Source organism: Stenotrophomonas sp. CASM101, assembly GCF_049384845.1.
Classification (GTDB): domain Bacteria; phylum Pseudomonadota; class Gammaproteobacteria; order Xanthomonadales; family Xanthomonadaceae; genus Stenotrophomonas; species Stenotrophomonas hibiscicola.
Genome location: NZ_JBMRFR010000025.1, coordinates 1 through 24,446, shown reverse-complemented (window position 1 = coordinate 24,446; position 24,446 = coordinate 1). Strand labels below are relative to the sequence as shown.

The 24,446-nt window shown below is 66.4% G+C and carries 22 protein-coding genes; 4 read left to right on the top strand and 18 right to left on the bottom strand.

Annotation, left to right across the window (positions count from 1 at the left end; all coding sequences use genetic code 11):
* Positions 1-13: 13 nt before the first annotated feature.
* The 6 genes from VG543_RS20160 to VG543_RS20135 form a co-directional block, all read right to left on the bottom strand.
* Positions 14-1,435 (bottom strand): efflux transporter outer membrane subunit, encoded by a 1,422-nt coding sequence (locus VG543_RS20160; protein ID WP_423179136.1) that lies wholly within the window; start codon positions 1,433-1,435, stop codon positions 14-16.
* Entirely contained in the window at positions 1,429-2,166 is a 738-nt protein-coding gene (locus tag VG543_RS20155; RefSeq protein WP_021203972.1) for an SDR family oxidoreductase, read from the bottom strand. Before VG543_RS20155 ends, VG543_RS20160 begins: the two co-directional genes overlap by 7 nt.
* Positions 2,167-2,230: 64 nt before the next feature.
* Positions 2,231-5,401, bottom strand: coding sequence for an efflux RND transporter permease subunit (locus VG543_RS20150; protein WP_155029349.1), 3,171 nt, complete (start codon positions 5,399-5,401; stop codon positions 2,231-2,233).
* 127 nt (positions 5,402-5,528) lie between these two features.
* Entirely contained in the window at positions 5,529-6,755 is a 1,227-nt protein-coding gene (locus VG543_RS20145; protein ID WP_019661223.1) for an efflux RND transporter periplasmic adaptor subunit, read from the bottom strand.
* 91 nt (positions 6,756-6,846) lie between these two features.
* Positions 6,847-7,617, bottom strand: coding sequence for an SDR family NAD(P)-dependent oxidoreductase (locus VG543_RS20140; RefSeq protein WP_019661222.1), 771 nt, complete (start codon positions 7,615-7,617; stop codon positions 6,847-6,849).
* Entirely contained in the window at positions 7,614-7,841 is a 228-nt protein-coding gene (locus VG543_RS20135; protein ID WP_019661221.1) for a hypothetical protein, read from the bottom strand. The genes VG543_RS20140 and VG543_RS20135 overlap by 4 nt, the downstream gene beginning before the upstream one ends.
* Positions 7,842-7,987: 146 nt before the next feature.
* Here VG543_RS20135 and VG543_RS20130 point away from each other — a divergent pair, with 146 nt between their 5' ends.
* Complete coding sequence (locus tag VG543_RS20130) at positions 7,988-9,019, top strand: LysR family transcriptional regulator (protein ID WP_005409107.1); 1,032 nt, start codon at positions 7,988-7,990, stop codon at positions 9,017-9,019.
* A gap of 222 nt (positions 9,020-9,241) precedes the next feature.
* Here VG543_RS20130 and VG543_RS20125 read toward each other — a convergent pair whose 3' ends face one another.
* Together VG543_RS20125 and VG543_RS20120 are read right to left on the bottom strand one after the other, a co-directional pair.
* Positions 9,242-9,937 (bottom strand): OmpA family lipoprotein, encoded by a 696-nt coding sequence (locus VG543_RS20125; RefSeq protein ID WP_005416156.1) that lies wholly within the window; start codon positions 9,935-9,937, stop codon positions 9,242-9,244.
* Between the two features lie 140 nt (positions 9,938-10,077).
* Positions 10,078-11,493, bottom strand: coding sequence for a cryptochrome/photolyase family protein (locus VG543_RS20120; protein WP_019661220.1), 1,416 nt, complete (start codon positions 11,491-11,493; stop codon positions 10,078-10,080).
* A 109-nt stretch (positions 11,494-11,602) separates the two neighbouring features.
* Here VG543_RS20120 and VG543_RS20115 point away from each other — a divergent pair, with 109 nt between their 5' ends.
* Positions 11,603-12,187 (top strand): hypothetical protein, encoded by a 585-nt coding sequence (locus tag VG543_RS20115; RefSeq protein ID WP_134730638.1) that lies wholly within the window; start codon positions 11,603-11,605, stop codon positions 12,185-12,187.
* Positions 12,188-12,206: 19 nt separating this feature from the next.
* Here the strand turns inward: VG543_RS20115 and VG543_RS20110 are convergent, their stop codons facing one another.
* The 4 genes from VG543_RS20110 to VG543_RS20095 are packed head-to-tail and all read right to left on the bottom strand — an operon-like array spanning position 12,207 to position 17,824.
* Positions 12,207-12,821, bottom strand: coding sequence for an inorganic diphosphatase (locus VG543_RS20110; RefSeq protein WP_021203979.1), 615 nt, complete (start codon positions 12,819-12,821; stop codon positions 12,207-12,209).
* Positions 12,822-12,831: 10 nt separating this feature from the next.
* Positions 12,832-14,181, bottom strand: a complete 1,350-nt coding sequence (locus tag VG543_RS20105; RefSeq protein ID WP_329846992.1) for a metallophosphoesterase family protein — start codon at positions 14,179-14,181, stop codon at positions 12,832-12,834.
* A gap of 14 nt (positions 14,182-14,195) precedes the next feature.
* Positions 14,196-15,314, bottom strand: coding sequence for a phytase (locus VG543_RS20100; protein ID WP_423179134.1), 1,119 nt, complete (start codon positions 15,312-15,314; stop codon positions 14,196-14,198).
* Positions 15,311-17,824, bottom strand: coding sequence for a TonB-dependent receptor (locus VG543_RS20095; RefSeq protein ID WP_423179147.1), 2,514 nt, complete (start codon positions 17,822-17,824; stop codon positions 15,311-15,313). Before VG543_RS20095 ends, VG543_RS20100 begins: the two co-directional genes overlap by 4 nt.
* Before the next feature lie 218 nt (positions 17,825-18,042).
* Between VG543_RS20095 and upp the strand changes: the two genes are divergently transcribed.
* Together upp and VG543_RS20085 are read left to right on the top strand one after the other, a co-directional pair.
* Positions 18,043-18,675, top strand: a complete 633-nt coding sequence (gene upp / locus VG543_RS20090) for a uracil phosphoribosyltransferase (RefSeq protein WP_005409099.1) — start codon at positions 18,043-18,045, stop codon at positions 18,673-18,675.
* A 186-nt stretch (positions 18,676-18,861) separates the two neighbouring features.
* Entirely contained in the window at positions 18,862-19,155 is a 294-nt protein-coding gene (locus VG543_RS20085; RefSeq protein WP_019661214.1) for a PsiF family protein, read from the top strand.
* 40 nt (positions 19,156-19,195) lie between these two features.
* Here the strand turns inward: VG543_RS20085 and VG543_RS20080 are convergent, their stop codons facing one another.
* The 6 genes from VG543_RS20080 to rsmD form a co-directional block, all read right to left on the bottom strand.
* Complete coding sequence (locus VG543_RS20080) at positions 19,196-20,083, bottom strand: MBL fold metallo-hydrolase (RefSeq protein WP_155029342.1); 888 nt, start codon at positions 20,081-20,083, stop codon at positions 19,196-19,198.
* Between the two features lie 119 nt (positions 20,084-20,202).
* Entirely contained in the window at positions 20,203-21,933 is a 1,731-nt protein-coding gene (gene ggt, locus VG543_RS20075) for a gamma-glutamyltransferase (RefSeq protein ID WP_423179133.1), read from the bottom strand.
* Positions 21,930-22,211 (bottom strand): YfhL family 4Fe-4S dicluster ferredoxin, encoded by a 282-nt coding sequence (locus tag VG543_RS20070; protein ID WP_010484376.1) that lies wholly within the window; start codon positions 22,209-22,211, stop codon positions 21,930-21,932. Before VG543_RS20070 ends, ggt begins: the two co-directional genes overlap by 4 nt.
* 133 nt (positions 22,212-22,344) lie before the next feature.
* A complete protein-coding gene (locus VG543_RS20065) occupies positions 22,345-22,836 on the bottom strand; it encodes a hypothetical protein (protein ID WP_010484374.1) in 492 nt (163 codons plus the stop codon).
* A 60-nt stretch (positions 22,837-22,896) separates the two neighbouring features.
* Positions 22,897-23,406: a pantetheine-phosphate adenylyltransferase gene (coaD, locus tag VG543_RS20060; protein WP_005416145.1), complete on the bottom strand. Its 510-nt coding sequence runs from the start codon at positions 23,404-23,406 to the stop codon at positions 22,897-22,899.
* Between the two features lie 26 nt (positions 23,407-23,432).
* The gene (rsmD, locus tag VG543_RS20055) at positions 23,433-24,011 is read right to left on the bottom strand and encodes a 16S rRNA (guanine(966)-N(2))-methyltransferase RsmD (protein WP_423179132.1); all 579 of its coding nucleotides are present in this window, start codon (positions 24,009-24,011) and stop codon (positions 23,433-23,435) included.
* Positions 24,012-24,446: the final 435 nt, after the last annotated feature.

Here is a 24,446-nt window from a genome sequence, read left to right as displayed (position 1 = left end):
CCGTCCCCTGCGGTTACTGCGCCTGCGCCACGCTTGGCGGCTGCGGTGATTGACCCCAACCACCCAGCGCCTTGTACACACCCACCACGCTGACGTTGACGTCGGCCTCGGCCGCCGCCAGCGCATCATCGGCTGCCAGCTGGGTCCGCTGCGCGTCCAGCAGGGTCAGGAAGTCCTCCGATCCCTCGCGATAGCGGATCTGCGCCAGCGATTCGGCACGCCGAGCCGCCTGCGCCTGCTCTACCACGATTGCCAACCGTGCCTGCTGCTTGGAATAGCGGGTCAGCGCGTTTTCGGTGTCTTCCAGTGCCAGCAGCACGGCCTGCTCATACTGTGCTGCCACGCCTTCGGCCTCGGCCTTGCTGGCACGCAGGCGTGCACGCACGGTGCCGAAGTCGAATGCTGCCCAGCTCAGCGACGGGGTCAGCGACCAGGCCTTGTTGTTGCCATTGACCAGGCCACTTGCATCGCCGCCGAGGAAGCCGACGAAACCGGACAGCGACAGCCACGGGAACAGGTCCGCAGTAGCCACGCCCACGCGTGCGGTAGCAGCGGCCAGGCGACGCTCGGCCACGCGCACGTCGGCGCGTTGGCGCAGCAGCTCGCGGGTATCGCCCAGCGGCAGTGCCTTGGCGAATGCCGGCACATCATGTGGTGCCAGCATCGCCGTCAGCACTTCCGGGCGCTGGCCCAGCAGCACGGCCAGCCGGTTGCGCGACTGCGTCTCGGCTACTTCCAGCAGCGGGATATCGGCCTCGATCGCCTTCAGGCGGGCGCGGCTGCTCTGCACGTCCAGTTCGCTGCCGGCCCCAAGTTCCCAGCGTGCTTCGGTCAGCTTCTGCGTATCGCGCAGGTTCTCCAACGTGTGCTGGGCCACTGCGATGCGCTTCTGGGTGCCACGCAGTTCGAAGTAGTTGCGCGCCACTTCAGCGGCAACCAGCACCTGCGCGTCGGCCAGGTTGGCCTGCTCGGCGTCCAGGTCGGCGCGCGCGGCTTCTGCAGCACGGCGCTTGCGGCCGAACAGATCCAGCTCCCAGCCGGCGTCGAAGCCGAGCTGGTAGCTTTCACTGAACACCCGCTGCCCACCCAGCTGCGGATCGGGTTGCTTGCGGCGGTCGTAACTGCCGCCTGCGGTGATGTGCGGGGCCTGGTCGAAACGGCTTTCGACGAACACAGCACGGGCCTGGCTGACGCGGGCCACGGCCACGCGCAGGTCCAGGTTGTCCGACAGTGCTCCGTGCACCAGCTCTTCCAGCACCGGATCGTCGAACTGCGCCCACCAGCTGGCCACCGGCGAGACGGAACTGAAGACCGGCTGCTGCGCGCTCTTCAGCACCACCGGCTCCTGTACCGGGGCCTTGTAGTTCGGGCCGACGCTGACACAGCCTGCCAGCACCAGGCTGGAGACGGCCATCGCCAACGCGCGGATCACCATGGCAGCACCTCGCCCAGGTAGGTGAAGCTGCCGCTGGCACCGGACTCACCGATCAGCGCCATTTCCACGCTGGAACGCGCGCCTTCGCTGATTTCGATCTCGCCATTGCCGCCGTTCATGTCGGTCTTTACGTAACCCGGATGCACGGTGTTGACCTTGATCGGCGTGTTGCGCAGCTCATAGGCCAGGCTCAGGGTCCAGCTGTTCACTGCGGCCTTGGACGCGTTATAGGCCGGGATCTTGAAATCGTAGATGCCCGAGGTCGGGTCGGCATGCAGGGTCTGCGAACCGAGCATGCTGGACACATTGACGATGCGCCCGGACTTGGCCTGCCTGATCAGCGGCAGGAAGGCCTGGGTGACTGCCACCAGCGCATAGACGTTGGTGTCGAAGGTGCGCTTCCAGGTCTCGAGCGATTGCTCCGACGGCGCCTGCGCGGGATTCTCGATCATGATGCCGGCATTGTTGACCAGGATGTCGAGGCGGCCATGGCGCTGGCGCACCTGCTCGACTGCCTCGGCGATGCTGGCCGCGTCGGTCACGTCCAGCTGCAGGGCTTCCACCGGCAGGCCCTCGGCCTGCAGCTTCAGGGCCAGCTCCACCGCCGTTTCGCGCTTGCGACCGGCCAGCAGCGTGTGCACGCCCGCCTGGGCCAGCTGGCGCACGGTTTCCAGGCCGATGCCACGGGTAGCGCCAGTGACCAGCGCGATCTTGTTCTGATGGGTGTTCATGGATTCATGCCTCGTGAGGGAAAAGCCGCCGCCGGCCGGTAGCCGGCGGCGGCGGGGTTCCATGTCAGTGATGGATGGTCGGTTCGCCATGCTGCACCAGCTGGCCGCCACCGTTGCGGGTAACCAGCTTGCGCAGTGCCACGTAGAACACCGGGGTGAGGAACAGGCCGAACAGGGTCACGCCCAGCATGCCGGCGAACACGGTGATACCGGTTACCGAGCGCACCTCGGCGCCTGCGCCGTGCGACAGCACCAGCGGCACGGTGCCGGCGATGAAGGCGATGGAGGTCATCACGATCGGGCGCAGACGCAGGCGGCAGGCTTCCAGCGCGGCTTCAACGATGCCCTTGCCGCCCATCTCCAGCTCTCTGGCGAATTCGACGATCAGGATTGCGTTCTTGCACGCCAGGCCCATCAGCACCACCAGGCCGACCTGCACGAACACGTTGTTGTCACCACCGGTCAGCCACACGCCGAACAGCGCCGACAGCAGGGTCATGGGCACGATCAGGATCACCGCCAGCGGCAGCGACCAGCTCTCGTACAGCGCGGCCAGCACCAGGAAGGCCAGCATGATCGCCACCGGGAACACGATGAAGGCGGCCTTGCCCTGGGTTGCCTGCTGGTAGCTCAGGTCGGTCCATTCGGTGGTCATGCCGACCGGCAGTACCTTGCCGGCGATCTCGGTCAGCTTGGTCATCGCCTCGGCCGAGGACAGCAGGCGCGGGTCGGCCTCGCCGGCCAGGTCCGCTGCCGGGTAGCCATTGAAGCGCAGCACCGGGTCCGGGCCGAAGGTCTGCTTGATGGTGACCATCGAACCGATCGGCACCATCTCGCCGCGGTCGTTGCGGGTACGCAGCTTGCCGATGTCCTCGACCGTCTCGCGGTACGGACCATCGGCCTGGGCGATCACCTGCCAGGTGCGGCCGAACTGGTTGAAGTCGTTGACGTAGGCCGAACCCAGGTAGGTCTGCAACGTGTCGAACAACTCAGTGAGCTGCACGCCCTGTGCCTTGGCCTTGACGCGGTCCACCTCGGCATCCAGCTGCGGCACATTGGCCTGGTAGCTGGAAATCGGGAAGGCCATGCCCGGGGTCTGCGCAACGGTGCCCTGCATCGCCTGCACGGCATTCTGCAGTGCGCCGTAACCCAGGTTGCCACGGTCCTCGATGAACATCTGGTAGCCGTTGCCATTGCCCAGGCCGAGGATCGGCGGTGGCATCATCGCGAACGCGAAGCCTTCCTGCAGGCCGGCAATCTTCTGGTTGATCTCGGCGTTGATCTGCGCGGCAGTGCGGCCATGGCGCTCGGCGAACGGCTTGAGCGGAATGAACGCCACACCGGTGTTGGGCGTGTTGGTGAACTGCAGTGCATTCAAACCCGGGAACGAGATGGTGTGGGCCACGCCATCGGTTTCCTGGGCGATCTTGGCCACCTTGCGCAGCATTTCATCGGTGCGTGCGATCGACGAACCTTCCGGCAGCTTCACGCCGGCAATCAGGTACAGCTTGTCCTGGGTCGGGATGAAGCCCGGCGGCACCAGCTTGAAGATCACGCCGGTACCGACCAGCAGGATCGCGTAGACCACGAACACCGCACCACGACGGCCGAGGATGCGGGCCACGCCACGTTCGTACTTCTCCGAGCTGGACTTGAAGAAGCGGTTGAACGGACGGAACACCCAGCCGAACAGGCGGTCGATCAGGCGGCTCGGGCCGTCCTTCGGCGCACCATGGGCCTTCAGCAGGCGCGCGGCCAGGGCCGGCGACAGGGTCAGCGAGTTGATCGCCGAGATCACCGTGGAGATGGCGATGGTGACGGCGAACTGCTTGTAGAACTGGCCGGTGACACCGGACAGGAACGCCATCGGCACGAACACGGCGCACAGCACCAGCGCGATCGCCACGATCGGGCCGGACACTTCGCGCATGGCCTGGTGTGCCGCCGCAGTGGGCGACAGGCCTTCCTCGATGTTGCGCTCGACGTTCTCCACCACCACGATCGCATCGTCGACCACGATGCCGATCGCCAGCACCAGGCCGAACAGGCTCAGCGTGTTGATCGAGAAACCCAGCAGGTACAGCGCGGCAAAGGTACCCACCACCGACACCGGCACCGCGATCAACGGAATGATCGACGCACGCCAGGTCTGCAGGAACAGGATCACCACCAGCACCACCAGGGCGATCGCTTCCAGCAGCGTGGAGACCACGGCCTTGATCGAGTCGCGCACGAAGATGGTGGTGTCATACACCGCTTCGTACTTCACATCGGCCGGCATGGTCTTCTGCATCTCGTCCATCGTCGAGATGACCTGGTCGCGGATTTCCAGCGCGTTGGCACCCGGCGACTGGAAGATGCCGATACCCACCGCGTTCTTGCCGTCCAGCTGCGAGCGCAGGGTGTAGTCGCCCGCGCCCAGTTCCAGGCGGGCCACGTCGGACAGGCGCACGATCTCGCCATCCGTGCCGCTCTTGAGCACGATGTCGCCGAATTCCTTTTCGGTCTTCAGCCGGCCCTGGGCATTGATGAGGGTCAGGAACTTGCTGTCCGGCAGCGGTTCGGCGCCGAGCTGGCCGGCCGACACCTGCACGTTCTGCTCGCGCATGGCGCGCACCACGTCGCTGGCGGTCAGGCCGCGCGAAGCCACCTTGTCCGGGTCCAGCCAGGCACGCATGGCGTAGTCGCCGCCACCGAAGATCTGCGCGTCACCCACGCCCGGAATACGCGCCAGCGCATCCTTGACGTGCAGGCGCGCGTAGTTGCGCAGGTACAGAGTGTCGTACTTGCCTTGCGGCGAGGTCAGGTGCACCACCATCAGGAAGGTGGGCGACTGCTTCTGCGTGGTCACGCCCTGCCGGCGCACGTCCTCGGGCAGGCGTGCCTGTGCCTGCGCCACGCGGTTCTGCACCTTCACCGCCGCCGCGTCCGGGTCGGTGCCCGGGCGGAAGGTGACGGTCATCTGCAGCACGCCGTCCGAGCCGGCAACCGACTTCAGGTACATCATGCCTTCGACGCCGTTGATCGCCTCTTCGAGCGGGGTAGCAACGGTCTCGGCAATGACCTTGGGGTTGGCGCCCGGATAGACCGTGCGCACGACCACCGACGGCGGCACCACTTCGGGGTACTCGCTGATCGGCAGGATTGGAATCGTGATCAGGCCTGCGGCGAAGATCACGATCGACAGCACCGCCGCGAAGATCGGCCTGTCGATGAAGAAGCGGGAAAAGTCCATGGAGGAATTCCTGGGAAAGGCATTCGGCGGGCAACAGCCGCCCCGCCCCTCGCCAATATGACGAAGGCAGGGAAGGCTGCCGCTGGCGCCGGCAGCTAAGCGGGGACGCGGATCAGGAGCGGGCGGATCAGTGGTTCAGCGCAGCGGTGGCATCGCGGCCCGGTGCGGGCTTTGCGGCCGGTGGCTGCATGGCCACCGCCTTGGCCTGCACCGGCATGCCCGGCATGAAGACCTTCTGCACACCGTCGATGATGACCTTGTCACCTGCGGCCAGGCCATGCTCGACAATGCGCAGGCCGTCGGCGGTACGGCCGAGCTGGATGTCGCGGCGCTGGGCCTTGCCATCCTTGTCGACCACATAGACGTACTTGCGGTCCTGGTCGGTCAGCACGGCCTTGTCGTCGATCAGCAGGGCCTGGAACTGGCCGCTGCCAAGCAGCTGCACGCGGGCGAACAGGCCCGGTGTGAACTGGCGGTCGGCGTTGTCCAGCAGCGCACGGACGCGGATGGTGCCGGTGCTGCGCGCCACCTGGTTGTCGAGGAAATCGACCTTGCCCGAGTGCGGATAGCCCTCTTCCCCCGACAGGCCGACCTTCACCGGCAGCTCGCTGTCCCGCTCGCTCGGGCGCTCGCCCTTGCGCGCCATCTGGGCGTAGCGCAGGAAAGTGCTCTCGTCGGCATCGAAGTAGACGAACACCGTGTCCAGCGAGACCAGCGTGGTCAGCACGCTGGCGCTGTCGCCAGCAGTGACCAGGTTGCCGGCGGTGACCATCGCGCGGCCGGCACGGCCGTCAATCGGCGCGCGCACCTTGGTGAATTCCAGGTTGAGCCGGGCTGCATCCAGGGCCGCCTGCGCGGCCTGCACGGCAGCCCCCGCCTGGTCGGCAGCCGCGCGACGCTGCTCGGCGGTCTCGGTGGAGATCGCCTGCTGCTCGGACAGCCGCTTGGCACGCTCTGACTCGCTGCGGGCCAGGCTGGCCTGGGTGCGGGCACGGGCCAGCTCGGCGGCTGCGCGGTCGTACTCGGCCTGGTAGCTGCGGGCGTCGATGGTGAAGAGCACATCGCCCTTCTTCACTTCCTGGCCTTCGACGTAGTTGACCTTGTCGATGTAGCCGGACACGCGCGGGCGCAGTTCAACGCTCTGTACCGCTTCGACGCGGCCGCTGAACTCGTCCCACTGGCTGACCTGCTTGACCAGCACCGGCGCGGCGCTGACCTGCGGCGGCGGCGGTGCACCGGCCTCTTCGGCATGGCCGCCGCTGCAGGCCGCCAGCACGGCCGCGGCGAGGATCGACACGCCAACCATCGCAATGCGATGGCCGAAACGATGTGGGGTGGTATTGGGGGAAGTCATGGCATGCATCCGTACGGAGGGGTGGTACAGCAATATGGGAACGTGTTGCAAAAAACGGCGGCGCATACTGCGACCTCAACCTTGGTCGAGGTCAAGCGACGCCTGCGGTATCGCGCCACAAAGGGGGAACTTCCAGGTGCAGCAGGCCGCGTGGCAGTTCGGCATCGCTGCTGTCGCAGCGGACGATGGCGCGGTTGTCCCGGCAACCATCGAGCAGCGAGACCACGCGGCGGCCGACCAGCAGCGAGCTGGGCCACTCGATGCAGGCGTTGGCCGCGTTGGCCGGGGTACACACCGGGCTGCAGACTTCCAGCATCTGCGCGCGCACGCCCAGCGCCTGCGCTTCCTGATGCACCACCTGCGCGTACATGCGCAGCGCGGCGGTAGTGATCGAGGTCTCGCCGTAGCCCGCCCAAGGCTTGGCGCTGGCCGGGCTGCCGATCATCACATAGCGCCGCGCATGCACGTTGTCCTGCAACAACGGCAGCAGGTGGCGCACCGCATGCACATGCGGCATCAGGTCGGCCTGCATGGCCCCGAGCAGCTCCTCGCCGTTGCGGTCGATCACCCGGCCGCGACGGTAGGGCCCGCCCATGGCCGCGATCACCGCGGCCAATGGACGCGGGCGCTGCCCGATGCGTTCGGCCAAGGCGCGTGCCGAGCCGTCATCGCTGAGTGAACCCAGCAGCGTCTCCAGGCCCGGCTCATCGGCGAACTGCTCATGCAGCGCAGCCAGCCGGCCCGGATCGCGACCGACCACCAGCACCGGACTGCCGGCTTCCAGCAAGGCGCCGACCACGCCCTGGCCCACGGCACCGGTACCACCGAGGACCAGAACTTCGGGCGTCAGTATCCCATTCACGGGACATTTCCTCCCAAATCCGGGATAGTCCCGATCCGGCGCAGCCGGTCACCCTTGTGGGGGGCCAATCGGATGGCGCCGCCACGCTGCTGACGCATCGGCGCGGTAAACTCACGAAAGTCCTTGTGTACCAAGGAACTCGGACGGGCTTCGACGGTCATCGCCAGGTCCAGGGTGCTCTGGCCGGCGTTCCGGAGTCGGGCAAGAATGTTGCGCAGGCTCATGGCGGACGGGCTCCAATTAACGAATGGCGCCACGATAGACCTCAAACCTTTACTTGATTAGTCCTGATTAAGGGGAATAATCATCCCGCTCCCGGTCCAATCGTTCTGTCACGATTGTCCCATCCCCGACGTCCAGGATCCCGACCATGTCCCACGATCTCAACGAGACGCTGATCTTCGTCAAAGTGGTCGAGCAAGGCAGCTTCATTGCCGCTGCCAAATCGCTCGGCCTGCCCAAGACCACGGTCAGCCGCAAAGTGCAGGAGCTGGAAACGCGCCTGGGCGCGCGCCTGCTGCACCGGACCACGCGCCGCCTCGGCCTGACCGAAGCTGGTTCGATCTACCACGAACATTGCCAGCGCATCGCACGCGAGCTTGAAGAGGCCGAAAGCGCGGTGAGCCAGCTGCAGTCCGGCCCGCGCGGCTGGCTGCGCTTCACCGTGCCCTATTCGATCGGCATCACCTGGATCGCCCCGCTGCTGGGCCAGTTCCATGCGCAGTACCCGGAGATCCGCCTGGACATGCACATGGGCAACGAAAAGCTGGACCTGATCGCCGGTGAAGCGGACCTGGCGCTGCGCGTGGGTGCCCTGCCCGATTCCAATCTGGTCGCGCGCAAGCTGGGCAGCCTGCGGACGCAGGTGTTCGCCAGCCCGGCCTACATCGAGCGCTACGGCGAGCCGCTGCATCCGGAAGAACTGCAGTTCCATCGCATCCTTGCGATGCGCAAGCCGTACCACACCGGCAACTCGCCGCGCTTCACCTGGCAGCTGGGCGAGAACGGTGGGGAACTGCGCGACTTCCCGGTTACCCCGCTGATGACCGCCAACGACATGTCTGCGTTGAATGGTGCATTGGTCTGTGGCGAAGGCCTGCTGCTGACCGGCGACGTGATGGCCAAGCCGTTCGTTGAATCGGGCATGGTGCGCCGCGTGCTGGCTGGCTGGACCGGCCCGGAAGTGGACTTCAACGCCGTGTTCGCCGGCGGCCGCCTGGTCTCGCCAAAGGTGCGTGCGTTTGTCGACTTCCTGGTCGAGAAGCTCAACTTCGACGCCAATTACATGCTGGCGCAGTGCCCGGGTGCGAAGCTGGCGCAGCAGCAGAAGGAAAAGGAAGACGCCGCTCTGGAAAGCAGCGGCAAGCGGATCCTGGAGAAGGTAGCCGCTTCGGCGGCGTAGCCGGGGGTATCCACGCATGGCGTGGCTCTACCCGGGCGCGCGATGCCGGTTTCTGTAGAGTCGAGCCACGCTCGACTGCCTCTGGTGAGTCGAGCACGGCTAGACTCCGCATACGCCATCGGCGTGCCGAGCAACGCTCGGCACCCACAAAAATGCCGCCTGCAAGGGCGGCATTTTCGCTTCGGCCGATGGCCGGACCGGCTCAAGCAGTAACGCTACGCGTTACTGCTTGAGCGGAATCACCCGAATCTCGACGCGGCGGTTCTTGGCACGGCCGGCGTCGGTGCTGTTGTCGGCAATCGGATACGCCTTGCCGGCGCCCAGCGTTTCGATACGTACGCTCTGCACGCCCTGGCCGATCAGGTACTGGGCGACCGAGTCGGCGCGTTCCTTCGACAGTCGGTTGTTCACAGCGTCGCTGCCGATGCTGTCGGTGTGGCCGACCACTTCGATCATGGTCTGGTTGTACTCACGCAGCGTACCGGCGACGCCGTTGAGCGAGCCGTAGAACTGCGGCTTCAGGGTGGCCTTGCCGAAGTCGAAGGTGATGCCGTCCGGCAGGTTCAGCATGATGTTGTCGCCCTGGCGCTGCACATCGATGCCGGTGTTGGCGGTGCGCTCGCGCAGCGCGCGTTCCTGGCGATCCTGGTACTGGCCGACCGCGGCGCCGCTGAGCGCACCGATACCGGCACCGATCAATGCGTGCTGACGGCGCTCGGTGGCGCTGTCGCCGGTCAACAGGCCGGCAGCCACGCCGATGGCGGTACCGATCAGCGCGTTACGACCAGTGCGGTTCTGCTGCTCGGTCGGATTGCCGTACTGGTCACTCTGCACGTAGGAGCCGCCGGTGGCGCAGGCCGACAGGACGGCCGCACTCATCAGGGCCAGTGCGACGTTGCGGGTGGTGTTGCGGATCATGAGGTTCTCCTTGGTTTCCGGACGGGCCGGCGGCTTGCGGGCGCAGAGAGAATAAACAGCCCGATGCGACGTCGGGATGATGATCCGGTGCGCCGACAGGGCCGCGTTCAGCTAACTGACCGGATCGCTCGGGTCACCCTTTACCCCGCCCCCGACTGGCGGTATGCCGCCAATGCGGCGTCGCGGCCCGCGGCCAGGTCCACCAGCGGCGCACGCGGATAGCCCGGGGCATGCGCCGCCAGCAGCAGCGGATGCTGCCACGGCGCAAACCGGGCCTTCACCGGCAGCGCGGCCAGTTCGGGCACCCAGCGGCTGATGTACCGTGCCTGAGGATCGAATTTCTCGGCCTGAGTCACGGGGTTGAACACCCGGAAGTACGGAGCGGCATCGGCGCCAGTCCCGGCCACCCATTGCCAGCCCATGGTGTTATTGGCCAGGTCGGCGTCGACCAGGGTGTCCCAGAACCAGCGCGCGCCATGCAGCCAGTGCGCGCGCAGGTGCTTGCACAGGTAGCTGGCCACGATCATCCGCACCCGGTTGTGCATGTAGCCGGTGTGCCACAGCTCGCGCAGGCCGGCATCGACGATCGGCACGCCGGTATTGCCGCGCTGCCAGTCGTGCAGCTGCGTGGCACTCGGAGTGGCCCACGGGAAACGGTCGAAGCGCGGGTTGAGGTTGTCGGTCGGCGTCTTCGGGAAGTGATGCAGCAGGTGGTAGGCGAAGTCACGCCAGCCCAGCTGGCGCAGGTAGCCGTCGATGTCGGCATCGGTGGCCGCACTGCGCAGCCCTTCCAGGGCTTGCGCGATGCGCCACGGCGCGATCTCGCCGAAGTGCAGATGGGGCGACAACCGCGAGGTCCCGACACGGTCCGGCAGGTCACGCTGCTCGCGATACCCGCGCAGGGCACCGTCTTCAAAGACGGACAGTGCTTCCAGCGCACCGGCTTCACCCGGCTGCCAGTGCTCCCAGAAGCCGGTATCCCAGTCCAGCGTCGGTGCCAGCTGGAGATCATCCAATGCCAGGCTGTCGACCGCGTGCGGCGCCAGTGCTTCCGGTGCAGCCTGCAGTGCCGGCAGGCGCCAATGACTGAGTACATTGCGCCAGTACGGCGTAAATACCTTGTACGGCTGGCCCTGCTGGGTGGCAATGTCCCAGGGTTCGAACAACAGGCTGCCATTGCAGCTCTGCGCGTCGATGCCCTGCTCGCGCAGCGTGCGCTTGATGGCCGCGTCGCGGGGCTGGGTGGCCGGTTCGTACTTGCGGTTCCAGTACACCGCCTCGGCGCCCGCCTGCTCGATCAGCAACTGCAGGGCCGGCAGGCTATCGCCGCTGCGCAGCACCAGCGAGGAACCCCGCGCGCGCAGGTCCGCATCCAGCGCGGCCAGTGAACGGTGGCGCCAGGCATCGGAGGCCGCACCGGGCACCCATTCGCCTTCCTCGTGCGGCGCGTGGATGTAGACCGGCACCACATCGTGACCTGCATCCAGCGCGGCCTGCAGGGCCGGATTGTCCTGCAGCCGCAGATCACGGCGGAACCATACCAACGCTACCGACACAGGCACTGCCTTCGTTGTGGAAGGCGCACATGATAGCCAGCGGTGGTGAAGGCGATGCGCGCAGACGCTGTCTGCTAGGCTGCACGGCCGCTACCCGTTGGACTCTGACATGGAAGATCTGCACGCCTCATTCGCCCGCTTCGGGCTGCTGCATGCCCAGCACGAGCGTGACTGGCAGGGCCCGTTCCCTCTGCCCCCCGTACTGGCACGTTTTTACGCGCAGGTGGGGCCGCTGGGCGAAGAGATCAATGCCAGGGTTGGCCGCGCCGGCATCACCGTTCCCGGCCTTGATGTCTGGATACCGCCACTGCAACGCCTGTGGAGCCAGCAGGCCGGCTATCGTTGGCACGGCGTCAGCGGCGAACGGATCAACGACTGGCCATCGAACTGGCTGGTGATTGCCGATCGCAGCGCCGATCCGTTCATCCTCGACCTGGACGATGGCCGTGTACTGTTCAGCCATCACGGTGCCGGCCTGCTGGATGCCGGCGAGATCACCGCCGATGTGCCGACCCTGATGGCGGCTCTGGCTGCAGCGGGCACGGTATACCTCGATGCCGGCGATGACCTCTACAACGACGATGATGATGGCGGCATCCGCCCTGAACACCAGGAGGCAGCAGTACAGGCGGTGGCCCGGGTACTGGGCGACCGCCTGCAGGCCGAATCGTTCATCGAGACGTTGCTGGACTGAATCCACGCATGGCGTGGATCTACTTTTCGAAGCGCTTCATCGCTTCGCTGATCAGCGCCCGCGCCTCGGCGGCGTTGCCCCAACCGTTGAGCTGCACCGGGTTGCGCCCGGCCGGCAGGTCCTTGTAGACCCGGAAGAAGGCCTCGATGCGCTGGCGCTCGACCTCCGGCAGATCCTTCAGATCGCGGATCGTGGCGTAGGTCGGGTCGACCTTGTCGGTCGGTACGCCGATGATCTTTTCGTCGTGCTCGCCGCCATCGATCATCTTCAGGTAACCGATCGGCCGGAAGCGCACGATCACGCCCGGATGCAGGGGTTCACGGGTCAGCACCAGCGCGTCCAGCGGATCGTTGTCGCCAGCCAGCGTGCGCGGCATCGAACCGTAGTTGGCCGGATAGGCGACCGGCATCGACTGGAAGCGATCCACATGCACCAGGCCGTCTTCCTTGATCTCGTACTTGGTGAAGCTGCCGGCAGGAATCTCCACCGCCAGGTGAACTTCATCCGGGGCCTGCTTCGGCTGGTCGGCCAGGAACGGGTGCAGCACTGTATCGGCAGCGGTCACTGCACTGGCCAGCAACAGCAGTGCCGCACCGATGGCAGCGAGAGGAACGATACGGCGGTGCGTGGTCATCGGCATCTCCTCATTCCCAGCAGCGGTCGGTACGACCCTTGGCCGTCTGTGCGCGCGGGCAGTCGCGTGGCGTAATGCGGCCTTCGGTCAGCTCCGTGCGCTGCTTGCCCCCCTTGGCATCGCGGCGCAACTCGAAGGCATCGTAGAGACGACCGGTCACGGTACGCGCCTCATAGCGCAGGCGCTGCGGATCGATGTTCAACACCTGGAACAGCTGGGTGTCCTCGGCCACCGGATCCATCGTCTTTCGCGCCTCGTCGGAGAGACGGTACTGCTTGGGCCCGGCCACGGTCACCACGTACTGCGGGGTTGCGGCCTGCCCTTCGCCACGGCGGCCGTAGGTGTGATCGTGGCCCTGCAACACCAGGTCAACATTGTGGCGGCGCACCACCGGCAGCAGCACGTCACGCAATGCGGCGTTCTCGCGGCCTTCGCGCGGCGAATAGAACGGCTGGTGCAGCAGCACGATGGTCCACGGCTGGGGATTGCCGGTCAGCACCTTGTCCAGCCATTGTGCCTGTGCCGTGGCGGTGCCCAGGTCGAGTGCTGACGTGCCATCGACCACGGCCACGCGCACGCTCTGCGCGTCGAACCAATAGCTGGTCTGCTGTGCAGCGGTGGCACCATTTCCCGGCAGTGCGAACGTCAGCGGCCAGTGCCTGCCCAGCACGCGGCGTTCCTGCGGAGTGTCCTCGAACTCCTCGAAATACTCGTGGTTGCCGATCGCCGGCGCCACCAGGGTCTCCTGCGCCAGCCAACCGGTGGCGGCAAACCATTCGCCCCACTCGCTGTCATCGGCACCATCACCTCCACTGACCAGATCGCCAGCGAACAGGCTCATGCGCGCCTCGGGTGCGGCCTTCTGCGCGGCGCGCACCACTCGGCTGACATGGCTGACGTTCTTGTTCTGGGTGTCGCCAAAGTACAGCAGGGTCAGCGGCTGGTCGGCGGCGGCCAGCGTACGCAGCTGGTTCCAGGCGCTCCAGCTGCCGTTGCCCTGCACCCGGTAGACGTACTGGGTATCCGGCCGCAGGCCGCTGATGTCGGCGCGATGATGATGCGACAGACCGTTCTCGGTCTGTAGCGAACGGGTCGTTGCGCGCACCTGGCGGATGCCCTCGATGGCGGGCGAATCTGCGGCGGGGGCAATCTCCAGCAGCGGTGCCTGCACGCTGCCGTCGGTACGCCAGGCCACGGCGAACCCATGGCTGGGATCGGCCGACGGGGAGGCGACGATGCGGTCCGGTACCGTCGTCGCCGCGTAGTGGCGGCTGCCCGCCGGCACCTGGGTATTGGCTTCGGCTGCTGCGAACGACAGCGACGGGAGGGCCAGCAGCAGGCCCAGTGCCAACGTAGGCATCACGCAGTGCCGGCTCATGCACCACACTCCAGCGGTAGCGCCAGCTGCTTGGCGATGCTCTCCCAGTCGAAGGCCACCACGCCCTGGTCGTCGTGCACGGCGTACAGCGCACCATGCGGGAAGCGCGCGCTGGGTTGCTGCATCATCCAGATGCCATCGGTGTTGGCCACGGTATTGCCCTGGAACGCGCCGACCGGTTTCAGCGTGTGCCGGTCGAACAGGTGGAACACGCTGCGCTGCTTGCCCTGTTCGGTGGTGATCCACCAGCCGTCCTTGCCACAGGTGCGCAGGGTCACGCCTTCGGCCTGTGCCTTAAAAACGTCGCGGCCGAAGGTGGTGCCGGTGAAGCGGCCCGCCAGGGTGTAGACCTTGAACTCGCTGGCGTAGCTCTCGTCCTCTTCGGCGATCAGCAGGCGGTCGTTCTCGGGATCGCCCCAGATCGACTCGACCACGCGCAGCGCACCGGCCTCGGTGGTGTCACCGATGCTGGCGACAAGCTTCGCGCCGACCTTCGCGCCATTGCGGGACACGTGGTACTGGCGCACGCGCTTGTCCAGCTCGGCCAGCGGCGGCAGGATGTCACGCCCCTGCGCATCCTCGCCGTTGTCCCAGGAGTCGGTGACGTAGACGCTGTAGCCATCGGCACGGCGGTCGACCCACAGCCCGTACGGCTTGCGCAGGTCGTCGGCAGCGAACGTCGCCAGCGGCGTGAAGTCCGGCAGGCTCAGCACCTGCACACGGTGATTGTCGCGCTCCACGATCCACAGCAGGTCGTCGATCACCGCGATACCGTTTGGGCGGTCGAACTGCCCCGGTGCGGTGCCGCTGCTGCCGACGTCACGCAGGTGCTGCCCGGTGCTGCCGTCGTAGACCACCAGCTTGTCGGTGGCCTTGGCGGTGGCGATCAGCCACAGCGCGCCGTCCGGCGCGCGCCAGGCTGCAGGCGAGTCGATGTTGTCGGCCGGGGTCATCGGTGACAGGAAGGCCTCGGCGATGGTGGTCACCACGCGCTCGCCCCCGGCGGCCGGCGCGGCTACTCCCGCAACCGGATCGGTGCCGGTGGCCGGCGTGCAGCCGGCGACCAGCGCGGCTGCCAGCGCGGCGGCCAGGACGGTGAAGCCACGCCCCCTCACAGCGCCACCTTCAGGCCCAGCGCATAGGTGCGGCCGTACTCTTCCATCTGCAGGGTGCGCGAACGGGTGCCCTGGTAAAGCTCCAATGGCTTGTCCAGCAGGTTCTGCGCCTCGAAGTACACGCTCACGCGCGGGGTGAACTTGTAGTCAAGCGAGAAATCGAGCTGGGTGTTGGGTGCCACGTAGATGTCGAACGCGCGGCCCTTGCCGATGCTGTCCAGATACTCGCTGCGGTACACGGCCGCCAGGCGCGTGCTTACACCATACTTTTCATAGCCGATGTGTGCGCTGTAGACATGCTTGGAAGCGCGCGGCAGCGTGAAGTCCTCGCCCGCACGGTCCTTGATGCCGGCATCGAACTCGGTATCCAGCCAGGTGCCACTGGCGCCGACCAGCAGGCCATCCAGGCCCTCCGGCAGGAAGGCCAGCTGCTGCTGCCAATTGAATTCGGCACCACGCACGGTGGCCTTGCGGCCATTGATCGGCTGGGTCACGTCGAATCCGCCGTAGGCTGGATCATTGGTGCGCACGGTCTCCACGATGTAGCCATCGATCGACTTGTGGAACAGGCCCAGCGAGACGATGCCGGTGCTGCCGATGTACTTTTCCACCGACAGGTCGATGTTCCTGGACTCGTACGGGTCCAGTTCCGGGTTGCCCAGGCGCACTTCCTCATCTCCCCGGCTGTAACCCACGCGCGGCGAGACATCGCCGAACGACGGGCGCGATACGGTCTTGTTGGCCGAGCCGCGCAGCACCCAATCATTGGCCGCGTCGTAACGCAGGTGCAGGCCCGGCAGCACGTTGGTGTAGCTGCTGGTGGCCACGCGCGGGGTGACGGTGAAGCTGCGGCCGTTGGCGGCCACATCCACCTGGTTGCCGGCGGCCTTGAAGCGGGTGTTCTCCACGCGAACACCGCCGATGATGCGCAGCGCGCCCACGTCCCAGGTACCCATGGCGTAGCTGGCGAAGATGTCTTCGCTGGCCACGTAATCCTCTTCCAGCGACGTCATCGCGTTGCCGCCGACGTCCTGCGGGCGGGCGCTGTACTGGCTGCCATTGGCCGCCCAGAAGGCACGCATCGCCGCCGAATCCATGCCGTCGCCGAAGTTGCCGTGGCGATGTTCGGGCGAGGAGGTGGTCCAGCCCGCCAGCGCCACCTTCGGGCCGACGCGCAGTTCGCGCTCATCCACATTCACGTCGCGGTCGCGCCAGCGGCCCAGCAGGCCGAACTTGATGCTGCTGCTGTCGCCGTCGAAGCGCACGTTGACCTGCGCGCTGTGTTCCTTGTCATTCACCTGCTTCGGCGAGATCACGAAACGATCGAACGCGTAGTTGGCATTGTCCAGCCACTGCGGATTGTCGAAGCTGTAGCTGGGCAGGCGGCTGCGCTGGTCCAGCGTGCCATTGAAGGCCTTTCCGTTGAGCTTGAAGCGCGCCTCCATCTCGTCATTTACCCGCTCTTCGGTACGGGTGTAGCCGATCCGGTAATCAACCACGGCGTTGGTCAACTTGTTCTCGCCGCCCAGGCTGGCCGCGAAGGTGTTTTCCTTCTTGGTGCGATAGCGCATGCGCTTGTCGATGGAATCCTTCGGCATGCCGTCCAGGCGGTACTGGTCGGTGCCGGTCTTGACCATCTTCGCGTCATCGAAGTTGAAGATCACGCGCTGACGGGTCTCCGCATCATCGAACTGACTGTACAGCGTGCGCAGGTAGTACTTGCTGTTTTCGTTCGGCCGCCAGTCGAGGTTGAGGTTGGCGCCGATGCGCTTGCGCTCGATCTCGTACTTGCGGTGCTGCAGGTTGATCGCGGTGACGTCGCCAGGTGCGGCGTCATCCTCGCCGTCGTACTCCACTTCGGTGTTGTCCGACTCGAACTTCCGCTTCTGGTAGTTCACGCCCAGGGCCACGCCGAAGGTGTCGTTGAACACTTCGCTGTAGTTGAAGGCGGCCTTGGGGCTGGTCTCGCCGGACAACTGCTGGTGGCTGCCTTCGATCTTGCCACGCAGGCTGCGACCGTCGCGGTCGAAGGCCGAGGCTGATTCCACCAGTACGGCGCCGCCGATGGCATCACCGGGCATGTCCGGGGTCGGCGACTTGACCACGCGCAGGCGTTCGGTGGAGTCGGACGGGATAACGTCCAGCGGCGCGGCGCGGCTGGAATCTTCCGGCGTGCCGACGGCGATGCCATCCACGCTGACGCTGTTGAGATTGGCATCCAGGCCGCGGATGACCACGAAGCGGCCCTCGCCCTGGTCGCGGGTCACGCTGATGCCCGGCAGGCGCTGCAGCGACTCGGCCACGTTCTTGTCCGGGTACTGGCCCAGTGCGTCGGAGGACACTGCATCCTCGATGGCGTCGCTGCTGCGCTTGAGGTCGACTGCGCGGATCTGCGACTCGAGCTGGGCGCGTACTTCGATGCGGTCCAGGTCGACCGCGTCGGCGGCCACGGCGCCGGTGGCGGCTACCGCCTGCTGACCGGCCGCCTGCAGCGGTGCTGCGGCCCCCATTGCCAGGGTCAGGGTGATGGCAACGGCCAACGGAGTCTTGATATGCACTGGGAATCCCCATTCCTGTTAAGAATGGGTCTGCACGATATGTCCGCAAGGTTGCATGGCCATGACATGCACCTGCACATTTCCGGTCACGCCGCTCCGGGGCCGGTTTGGGATTCGACACGCCAATCCGGCAAAATGGCCTCCTCTCTCTCCTTTCCCCCTTCCCGACCATGAAGATCGTCGAAGTGCGCCACCCGCTGGTGCAGCACAAGATCGGCCTGATGCGCAATGCCGCGCTCAGCACCAAGGATTTCCGCGAACTGGCCAACGAGCTGGGTACCCTGCTGGCCTACGAGGCCACCGCCGACCTGGACACCGAGCCGCACACCCTGCCCGGCTGGGCCGGCCCGGTGACGGTTCAGCGCATTGCCGGCGCCAAGATCACCGTGGTGCCGATCCTGCGTGCCGGCCTGGGCATGCTCAGCGGCGTGCTGTCGCTGATCCCGGCGGCCCGTGTCAGCGTGGTGGGCCTGCAGCGCGATGAGGAAACCCTGCAGCCGGTGCCCTACTTCGAGCGCCTGACCGGCCGCCTGGAAGAGCGCGACGCACTGATCCTCGACCCGATGCTGGCCACCGGCGGCACGCTGATCGCCACCATCGACATGCTCAAGCGCGCCGGCGCCCGTCGCATCAAGGGCATCTTCCTGGTGGCCGCGCCCGAAGGCATCGAAGCAGTCAAGGCCGTGCATCCGGACGTGGAGATCTACACCGCGGCCATTGATGCCCAGCTCAACGACAAGGGCTACATCCTGCCGGGCCTGGGCGACGCCGGCGACCGCATCTTCGGAACCCGCGTCGGGTAATCCCGGTGAACGGGTCGGGTCCCTCTCCGCAGGAGAGTGCTCTGATCCGCCAACCACTCGCGGGCGCGCTTCGCCGCGGCACGTGAACGCCCGTGGACGCGGGCGTGGCCGACCCGTGATTCTTCACGTGGCCTTACCGGTCGGAAGCGAATGCTCCGCGCACCCGCCACCGCTTGGAGCATTCCGATGAAAGCCGCTTTCCTGCTGGCCGCCGTCCTGCTGGTTGGCCTGCCCCTGGCTGCCAACGCCACCACCCCGCAGCAGCAGCGCATGGCCGAATGTTCGGCCAAGAACAAGGGGCTGAAGGGTGATGCCTACAAGACCGCGCAGAGTTCCTGCCTCAGCGGCCACGCCGCCGAAACCAAGGCGGTCAATCCACAGCAGGAACGCATGCGCAAGTGCAATGCCGACGCGGGTGCGAAGAAGCTGGCAGGCGATGCGCGCAAGACCTTCATGAGCAGCTGCCTGAAGGCGTCGTAACGAGAGTGATGTAGAGCCGAGCCCACGCTCGGCTCTGCCGTTAACCCAGGGCGCGCGCCTTCAGCTCGCCCTGTTCGTGCAGGGTCACGAAACGTCCCTTGTCATCACGGCCCAGCTGCGCCAGCGCCACCTGCGGGTCGTGGGTGAAGAACAGCCGCACGTTGCGCGCCAGCTTGTCTTCAAGGAACTGCCGCTTCTCGTCGATCAGCAGCTCGGCGTTGCGGTCGTAGCCCATGGTGATCGGCACGTGTACCCATGAGCGCCCCGGGATCAGGTCGGCACAGAACACCACGCCACCGTGCGCATCTTCACCGGCATGCGGATGACCAACGATCTCGGCCAGCATCAGCCCCGGCGTATGCCCGTCGCTGTAGCTGAAGCGCACGCTGCGGCCAAGTGCCTTCGAGTACTCCCCCTCCACCACTTCCAGGCGGCCACTGGCCTGCAGCAGGCCGGGCAGCTCAGGAATGAAACTGGCCCGATCGCGCGGGTGTGGCTGCACGGCGCGCTGCCAGTGCTGCGCACCGACCACATAGGTTGCGTTGGGGAACAGCAGCTCGGGCTCGCGCCCTTCGCTCCATGCGGCAAGCAGACCACCGGCATGATCGAAATGCAGGTGGCTGAGCACCACCACGTCGATGTCCTCGTGCTCGAAACCTGCTTCGCGCAGTGAATCGATCAGCACGTGCTGGCTTTCCTGCACGCCGTAGCGCTCGCGCATGCGCGGATCGAAGAACGCCCCGATACCGGTTTCAAACAGCACGGTCTTGCCTTCCAGCGGACTGGCAAGCAGCGCACGGCAGGCCAGCTCGATGCGATTGAGCTCGTCCGGAGCCGCCCATTTTTCCCACAACGCGCGCGGCGCGTTGCCGAACATCGCGCCGCCATCAAGGCGTTGCGAGTTTCCACGAATAGACCAGAGTTTCATGTGTCGATTATCGGCGCCGGACCGTTAAATAATCGCTAGAAAGCAAACGGAAAACCCTGCCGGCGAAGACGGGGTTTCGATATCCGCCGAGGTGCCGGCCAGTGGCCGGCACTCCCACGTCAATGGGCCGGCACGACCTGGGCACTGCCCACCGGATTGCGCGGGTCGCTGCCGCCGAACAGTCGGTTCGCCTTGCGGTCCCATTCCACGGTCTGCAGGTTGCCCCACACGTGGCTGGAACCGCGGCCGCCTGCGGCGACATTGCCCGGCAGGTCGATCTTGTGGCCCATCGCCTGCAGCTGCTTCACCGTCGCCGCGTCGAATGCATCGTCCTCAGCTTCGATCAGGTCCGGCAGCCACTGGTGGTGATAGCGCGGCAGCGCAGCAACCTGCTGCGCGTCCAGGCCGGCGTCGTAGCCGAGGATGCCCAGCAGCACCATGGTGATGATGCGGCTGCCACCCGGGGTGCCCAGCACGATCACCTTGTCGCTGTTTTCCATGAAGGTCGGCGTCATCGAGCTGAGCATGCGCTTGCCCGGCTTCGGCGCATTGGCCTCGTAGCCCATCACGCCGAATGCATTGGGCGTGCCTGGTTTCAGCGCGAAGTCGTCCATCTCGTTGTTCAGCAGCACGCCGGTGCCCTTCGGAATCAGGCCCGAGCCGTACAGCAGGTTGACGGTCTGGGTGGCGCCGACGCGGTTGCCGTCACGGTCGATGATCGAGAAGTGCGTGGTCTCGTCATCTTCCAGTGGCGTCGGGTTGCCCGACAGCAGGTCGCTGGGCGTGGCCTTCTCCGGATGGATGGTCGCGCGCAGGCCCTGCGCGTAGTCCTTGCTGGTCAGCACCTTCTGCGGGATCTGCACGAAGTCCGGATCGCCGAGGAAGAAGGTACGGTCGCGGTAGGCACGGCGCATCGATTCCACCACCAGGTGGGTGCGGTGCGCCGGGTCCATCTTCCTGATGTCCCAGCCTTCCAGGATCTGCAGCATGCTGGCCAGCGCGATGCCACCGGATGACGGCGGCGGCGCGGTGGTGATCTTCCAGCCGTTGTAGTTGAACACGATCGGTTCGCGCTGCTTCACGCGATAACCGGCCAGCTCTTCAGCGGTCCAGTTGCCGCCAGCCTGCTTCACGCCGGCCAGCAACAGCTTTCCGGTCTGGCCCTTGTAGAAGCCATCGAAGCCACCCGCAGCCAGCCGCTCCAGCGTCTGCGCCAGTTCCGGCTGCTTGAACAGGTCTCCGGTAGCGATCGGCGTGCCGTTGCGCAGGTAGACCTCGCGCGTGCCGGGATAGCGCTCCATCACTTCACGGCGCGAGGCATAGCCCTTGGCCATGCGCTCGTACACCGGGAAGCCTTCGCGCGCGATGCGGATGGCCGGCTGCAGCGAGGCCGACAACGGCAGCCTGCCGTGCTTGCCCGACAGTTCGACCAGCGCTGCAGGCAGGCCCGGGATGCCGGCCGACCAGGCGCCGTTGACCGAGCGGTCACGGTCCAGGTTGCCCTGCTTGTCGAGGAAGGCCTGCGGGGTCGCGGCGGCCGGCGCGGTCTCGCGCGCGTCCAGCATCACGTCCTTTCCGGTGGCCGCATCGTGCAGCAGGAAGAAGCCGCCACCGCCCAGACCGGAACTGATCGGCTCGACCACCGCCAGCGTGGACGACACCGCCACTGCTGCGTCGAAGGCGTTGCCGCCCTGGGCCAGGATGTCGATACCGGCCTGGGTGGCCAGCGCATGGCCGCTGGCAATGGCGGCGCCATCAGGGCGCTCGGCACGGACCGGGCTGCCGGCCCAGGCAATCGGGCTCAGCAGCAGGCCGAGCAGCAACAGGGGGCGAACGATCAGCGTCTTCATTCGGATGGGGGCTCCGCGTAGAGTTCGGGGTGATCGTGCTGCAGCTGGCGCAGCTTGGCCAGCAGCTGGTCTTCCGTTTCCACGATCTCCGGGTCCGGGTCGATGCACTCGACCGGGCAGACGACCACGCACTGTGGCTCGTCAAAATGACCGACGCATTCGGTACAGCGCGCAGGGTCGATCACGTAGATGGTTTCACCCATCGAAATGGCCTGGTTCGGGCAGGCCGGCTCGCAGACGTCGCAGTTGACGCAGAGCTCGTTGATTTTCAGCGACATGGCGATACTCCTCGCCCGCGCCTTGGGACAAAGGACCGGCCAGCGCGGGCGCGCGGGCCGGTCAGGTCATCAGCGGCACCCTTGCGGGGTTGCCGCCCGGGCCATGCCGGAGCATGGCCGCCATGGCTCGGTATTACTTGGCTTCGACGAAAATGTACTCGGCGCCGGTCGGCTGGACCGCCGCCTGCACGCGGGCGTTGTCGGCCGACTGGCCGATGAAGACGACGCGCACGCCCTTCATCGAATCCGGCGCCACGTCCTTGAACACAGCCTGGATCATGTCAGCCATCTTGCCCGAGGCCGACGAACCGAAGGCCAGCATGTTGCCCGGCTGCACGCCACGGGCCACCGCCTGGGTCGCGCTCTCGGTCTGGCGCTCGTACTTGGCCTGGAAGTCCGGGTCCGATTCCGGCGAGAGGTAGTACAGGAACGGGCTGTTGCTGATGTTGCCCATGTTCTGGATGGCCACTTCCTGCAGGTACTTCTTCCAGCCGGCATCGTCATCCTTGGACGGCGCGACCAGGGCCTGCTTGGCCTCGTCGACAGGAGCGGCCTCTTCCTTCTTGCAGGCGGTGAAGGCCAGGGCCAACGAAGCGATCAGCATCGCGCGCATGGTGGTGTTCATGGGTTTCCTCCCGGAATGGTGCGTGGTGGTGTACGTAATGGGGTGCGGGTACAGCGGGGCTTACGACTGTGCCGCCTTCGCTTCGCGGACCTTGCGCAGGGCTTCGAGCACCGCGGCCGGCACGAAGCCGGACACGTCGCCCCCCAGGCGGGCGATCTCGCGGACCAGCGAGGACGAAATGAAGCTGTGCTGCTCGGCCGGGGTCAGGAACAGGGTCTCGACCTCGGGGATCAGGTGGCGGTTCATGCTGGCCATCTGGAATTCGTATTCGAAGTCGGACACCGCGCGCAGGCCGCGCAGCAGCACCCCGCCCTGCACCGAACGTACGAAATGCGCCAGCAGGGTATCGAAGCCGATGACCTCGACATTGCCGTGATGGGCCAGGGCGCCGCGTGCCAGCTGCACGCGCTGCTCCAGCGGCAGCGCCGGGCCCTTGGACGGGCTCTGCGCCACGCCGACCACGACTTTTTCGAACAGCGGCGCGGCCCGGCTGACCAGGTCGATATGACCGTTGGTGATCGGATCGAATGTGCCGGGATACACGGCAATGCGGCGGTTGGCCACGGTCATGGGCGGGTGCAGATGTTCAGATGAGGTCAAAGTGTAGCAGTGGCGCGGCGGTACAGGGCAAAGCGCACCTCGCGGGTGCCGCCCTCGCGGTGCAGCAGCCAGTCCGACGGCAGCACCGGCACGTGGCCGGCCGGCGATTCCAGGTACAGCCAGGCATCGGCAGCCAGGTGCCGCGGCAGCTGGGCCAGCACGTCCTGCCAAAGCCCGTCGGCGAACGGTGGGTCGATGAACACCAGATCGGCCTGCTGCGCCTGCGCCCCCTGCAGCCAGCGCAGGGCATCGGCCTGCACGACGGTGACCTGGTCGGCGGCCTGCAGCTTGGCCACGGCTGCGGTCAGATTGCGTCCCAGCTGCGCGTCGCGCTCGACCAGAGTGGCGTGGGCGGCGCCGCGCGAGACCGCCTCCAGGCCCAACGCGCCACTGCCGGCGAACAGGTCCAGCACCCGCGCCCCGCCCAGCTTGGGCATCAGCCAGTTGAACAGGGTTTCGCGCACGCGGTCGCTGCTGGGTCGCAGCCCCGGCAGGGTCGGCACCGGCAGGCGGGTGTTGCGCCAGCGACCACCGATGATGCGGACCTGGCCGTCATTGCCCCCACGGCCGCTCACCGGCGCCCCCGGCGGGAGGTATTCGAGAATTTCAGCATGAGCGGGATTGTAGTTCGGCCGGGCGGCGCCCGGGGACGCGCCAACGCATGCGCGCTGTCGCTCCCACGCTTCGCTGCGCGAAACGCGGGCCCCACTTACCAGCTTCCATACCCCCGCCGCTTCGCGGCCGCCCCCTGACTCAGGGGGCTCTACCCCAGACGCGATCCGATGCTCGACATACAGGCGGGGTCAGATCCGTTTTCCGCAGGAAAACGGATCTGACCCCATTGGATGTATCGATATCTGACAGATGTGTCGACCAAGGTCGACACCTACCAACAGCCGCGTGAACCTGTCAGAGGCGGGGCGGTGTGGGTTGGCAGGACCGTTGGCGCCATGGATGGCGCCATCGAGCCCCCAAGGATGGGTTTACGGCGTGTCCTGCCAACCCACACC